Raw genomic sequence first — 4,387 nt, 5'->3', positions numbered from 1 at the left:
GCCGGCCGAAGCCCGGACGATCACGGCCGAACTGATCAGCGCGCCACCTCAGCCGGTCGTAGCTCCCGCCGTGATCGAGTCCACCCCGGCTCCGCCGCGACCCAAACCGGTTCCGCCCAAGCCCAAGGTGCAGTCACACGTCAAACCCGCGCCGGCGTCTACGCCGACGCCGGTGCAAACCGACGCGCGGTCGACGCTCGCCGCTGCCGTCCCTGAACCAGCGCCCGCTCCGTCGTCGCCACCACCCGCGGCGACCGCGGCGGCGCCCGCGATCGGCCGTCCGACGCTTGCACAGGGGGCGCCGAAAGACGTCTCGCATCTTGACTGCAATATCGCGGCGCCGGAGTACCCGGCTCTTTCCCGGCGACGCAACGAAACGGGCACCGCGGTGGTGAGGTTCGTGGTCAGCCTGACAGGCAGGATCGAAAACATAGAGTTGAAGAAAACGAGCGGCTCGTCGCGTCTCGACGATGCCGCCCTCGACGCGATGCGCGCAAGCGCCTGCAAACCCTACAAGGAAAACGGCGAGCCGGTTCGCGCCGCCTACTCCCAGCCTTTCGTGTTCAGCCTGGACGATTGAGCGAGCATACTTTTCTTTGAATACAGGAACTGCAATGCAAAACTACGGGTTGGCGCATGTCTGGACCCAAGGGGATTTCGTCACGCGCGGCATTTTGCTCGCGCTGGTGATCATGTCGGTGTTGTCATGGACCGTGATCGTGGTGAAGACGCTGAACGTGCTGCGTCTCAAGCGCCTCGCGAAGAACGCCGAACGCGCGTTCTGGCATTCCGACGATTTCGCCGATGGCATCCAGAAGCTCGGCGGCGAATCGTCGAATGTGCGTGACAACCCGTACCTCGCGCTCGCGCTGTCGAGCCAGGATGCCGCCGATCATCACCATCAGACCCAGCTGCACCTGCATGACCGCATGGACGTGTCCGACTGGATCACCCGCTGCCTCAAGGACACCATGGACGAGAGCGTCGGCCGCATGCAGGCGGGGCTGGCGGTGCTCGCCTCGATCGGCAGCACGTCGCCGTTCGTCGGCCTGTTCGGCACCGTGTGGGGGATCTATCACGCGCTCCTGGTCATCGGTGCGACCGGCCAGACGTCCATCGACCAGGTTGCGGGCCCGGTCGGCGAGTCGCTGATCATGACCGCGTTTGGCCTCTTCGTCGCGATTCCGGCGGTGCTCGGCTATAACGCGCTCACGCGCTCGAACAAGTCGATCGTCACGAAGCTGAACCGCTTCGCGCACGGGCTGCATGCGTTCTTCCTGACGGGCACGAAGCTCTCTTCGAACCAGCGCCGCGACGGCATTCGCCTTGCCGCACGCGCCAACTGAGCGGGAGCCGTCAGATGACAATGAGCCCGTTTTCCAGCGACGAGGAAGACGGCATGATGAGCGAGATCAACATGACGCCGCTCGTCGACGTCATGCTTGTTCTGCTGATCATTTTTCTCGTCACGATTCCCGCGATCAACCATGCGGTGAAGATTGACCTGCCGAAGGCGAGCAGCCAGCCAGCTGACACGAAACCGGCCCATGTGGACGTGGCCGTGCAAGCCGATGGCACGATTCTCTGGGACGATCAGAAGGTGGACGATGCCGCCCTCGAGGCGCGCATCGCGCAAGCATCGCGGCTGACGCCGCAGCCCGAGATTCATCTGCGCGCCGACCGCAAGGTGCCCTACGAGCGGGTGGCGGACGTGATGTCGGCGGCGCAGGGCGGCGGGCTACCGAAGATCGGGTTCGTCACGGAGCCGCGCGAGAAGAAATAGGCCGCCTCGGGGACACTGTAAAAAAGTTGGCCGTAGTCACGGAGTGTTTCGAGGAAGAGCTGGATGCGATCGCGGAAGAATCTGCCCAGGGCACCTTTGCAGCGAAGCTTTCTCGAAAGGACTTAAGCAACCTGGCCTCGGCTTCCCATGCAACCGAAGAAGGCCAGGCGCCACTCAAATGGTCATGGTCAGGCGATACCATGTCGCCTGCGCACCGAAATGCGTGTCTTGCGACACTGCCCATTTGCCAGGAAGCCGTTCCATGAAAGTATTGATCATCGAAGACGACGCTGCCATCGCAACCAACCTCTACGACTTTCTGGAAAGCCGTGGATATCAGGTCGACGTTGCGTCAGAAGGCGTAATGGGCCTGCATCTGGCCACTACGCAGCACTGGGATGCCATCCTTCTGGACTTGGCTCTGCCCGGTCTGGACGGGTTGACCATTTGCCGCAAATTGAGGGAAGAAGCACGCCGGGACACGCCTGTTCTCATGCTGACGGCGAAGGATACGCTCGACGACAAACTACAGGGTTTCGTCCAAGGCGCTGACGACTATCTCATCAAACCATTCTCGCTCAAGGAGGCCGGCGCACGCCTCGCGGCGCTGATCAAGCGCTACAAAGGCCAGGTGACGCAACCTGTCTTGAGTTGCGCTGACGTGCGCTTCGATCTGGCGACGCTCGCGGTCGAGCGCGCCGGGCGGCCGGTCAAGCTGCCGCCCAAGTGCCTGCAGTTGCTCCGAATCCTGATGCAATCGCCGAATCGGGTGTTTGTCCGCGCCGAACTGGAGGCGGACGTGTGGGGCGAGCAATCGTTGGACAGCGATACGCTGCGCACGCACGTTTATACGCTGAGGCGCGCATTGACGGCGCACGGCGAAGATGACGTGATCGAGACGGTACACGGTCTGGGCTACCGGTTCGTGGTGAGCGATGCGGACGCGTCGTAGTCTGCGCCTGAAGGTCGCGTTGGTCTTTTCCGCGCTGACGATCCTTCTTCTCGTGGTTCAGGCACTCGGTGTGAAGGCGCTCGCTGAAGCCCAGGAAGAGAGGCTTATCGTTGCGCTGATCGAAGACGACATGGCGAGTCTGATCCGGAGTTTCCTGATCGACCCGAAACTCATTCCGCCCCTCGATCCACGGCTTGGCGCGCATGTATCCGTCGCCGGTGCGGTCCCTGTCACTTTGCCTACTTCAGCGAAGGATCTTTCCGAGGGCGCGCACGAGATCATCGTCGACGACCAGGAGATCCACGTGGCGGTCGCCCCGTTCGGCGATACGAAGATATTTCGCGTGTACAACTTCAGCCGCTACGAGCGGCGCTTCAAGCAGGTGGTCGATGCGTTGATGACCGGTACCGGCGCGTTCGCGCTGCTGACGATCTGGCTTGCGTTCGGTTTATCCGGTCTGCTGGTGCGCCAGGTGGCGGGCTTCGCGCGGCAGGTCGAAGCGCTCCGGCTCGGCGGATCGGCATCGATCAACCCGGGCAAGTATGACGAAGCCGAAGTCATCGAACTGGTCGCGGCATTCAACGATTACCACAGCCGCATCACCGACATGATCGAGCGCGAAAAGGAGTTCACCGGCAACGTTAGTCATGAATTACGCACCCCGCTCACCGCGATCAAGACGAGCAGCGAGCTGCTCGAACAGGATGCTTCGATCGGCCTGAAATCCCGGGCGCGGCTGCGGCAAATCAATCGCGCCGCAGACAACATGATCGAGTTGGTCAATGCGCTGCTGCTGTTTGCGAGAGAGGAATCAGCGGTCGACACGGACCCCGTACACCTTTGTCATGTGATCGAAACTGCACTGGCCCCTTTTTCCGGGCGTCTGGTGGACAAGGGCGTGTCGGTCGCGCTCTGCGTCGATCGCGATCTGCAGGTTAAAGCGAACCGCTCCGCACTTGCGATCGTGCTGTCCAACCTGGTTGACAACGCTACGCGCTACACCGACCGTGGGCTTATACGCTTCTCCTATGGGGATGGCACGCTGCATATCGAGGACACCGGCCCGGGCATTCCGACCGACGCGTTGTCGCACGTATTCGAGCGTTTTTACCGGGCGGATTCGGTAGCCGGTTCGGCACGCGGCTTCGGCATTGGATTGTCGATCGTTAAAAATATCTGTGACTGGCATGGCTGGCGGGTCGAACTTGATAGCGGGCCGAATAAAGGTACCCGGGTATCACTAAGGCTCCCGCTCGCGGCCCCGAATCAGCACGACATCCCGCGAAACTGACGACGTCTTGACGAAAACTTCACAAGCCGTTGCGTAGGATCCAAGTCTGTCTCCCTCTCTTCAGGTGCCAACAGACCCATGAATGCCGACATGCGCCGACCGCTGCTGTTTGCCTGCGTCCTGCCAACGGGGTGCGCAATGCACCACGCCGAGCTCGGCGCGCCAGCATGCGGACAATCGCTGTACATAAGCAAGTCAAGTCAATTGGGCTCAGCACCGTACTCGTTGTCCTCTTTTGCCAGCCTCGCCAATCGACATGGGCTGGTTGCGCCATTGACAACTGTGCAGTGAGGGCAAAAGCAGTGCAGTGAAGACCAATGCCAGTGAGCGTCTCTATGAAGACCAACAGGACCATGTGCCG

General features: G+C 61.5%; 5 protein-coding genes. All 5 read left to right on the top strand.

The genetic code is table 11. From position 1 onward, the window contains the following. Window positions 1-580 (top strand): energy transducer TonB (locus tag VGH68_RS21275; protein ID WP_331605680.1); only part of this gene is annotated, 580 nt, incomplete at its 5' end. Between the two features lie 34 nt (window positions 581-614). After that, window positions 615-1,346, top strand: coding sequence for a MotA/TolQ/ExbB proton channel family protein (locus VGH68_RS21270; RefSeq protein ID WP_331605679.1), 732 nt, complete (start codon window positions 615-617; stop codon window positions 1,344-1,346). 14 nt (window positions 1,347-1,360) lie between these two features. Next, complete coding sequence (locus tag VGH68_RS21265) at window positions 1,361-1,783, top strand: biopolymer transporter ExbD (protein WP_331605678.1); 423 nt, start codon at window positions 1,361-1,363, stop codon at window positions 1,781-1,783. 262 nt (window positions 1,784-2,045) lie between these two features. Then, window positions 2,046-2,735 (top strand): response regulator transcription factor, encoded by a 690-nt coding sequence (locus VGH68_RS21260; RefSeq protein ID WP_331605677.1) that lies wholly within the window; start codon window positions 2,046-2,048, stop codon window positions 2,733-2,735. Continuing rightward, on the top strand, window positions 2,719-4,026 hold the full coding sequence (locus tag VGH68_RS21255) for a HAMP domain-containing sensor histidine kinase (RefSeq protein WP_331605675.1): 1,308 nt from the start codon (window positions 2,719-2,721) through the stop codon (window positions 4,024-4,026). Before VGH68_RS21260 ends, VGH68_RS21255 begins: the two co-directional genes overlap by 17 nt. Window positions 4,027-4,387 lie beyond the last annotated feature (361 nt).

The sequence above is a fragment of the Paraburkholderia sp. genome (assembly GCF_036488505.1).
Classification (GTDB): domain Bacteria; phylum Pseudomonadota; class Gammaproteobacteria; order Burkholderiales; family Burkholderiaceae; genus Paraburkholderia.
The sequence above is the reverse complement of the archived record's forward strand: the minus strand, read 5'-3'. Positions and strand labels throughout refer to the sequence as shown.

Excerpts from the sequence above, each read along its gene's own strand:
- VGH68_RS21265 (WP_331605678.1), top strand. The coding sequence starts at position 1,361 with ATGACAATGAGCCCGTTTTCCAGCGACGAGGAAGACGGCATGATGAGC.
- VGH68_RS21255 (WP_331605675.1), top strand. The coding sequence starts at position 2,719 with ATGCGGACGCGTCGTAGTCTGCGCCTGAAGGTCGCGTTGGTCTTTTCC.
- VGH68_RS21260 (WP_331605677.1), top strand. The coding sequence starts at position 2,046 with ATGAAAGTATTGATCATCGAAGACGACGCTGCCATCGCAACCAACCTC.
- VGH68_RS21270 (WP_331605679.1), top strand. The coding sequence starts at position 615 with ATGCAAAACTACGGGTTGGCGCATGTCTGGACCCAAGGGGATTTCGTC.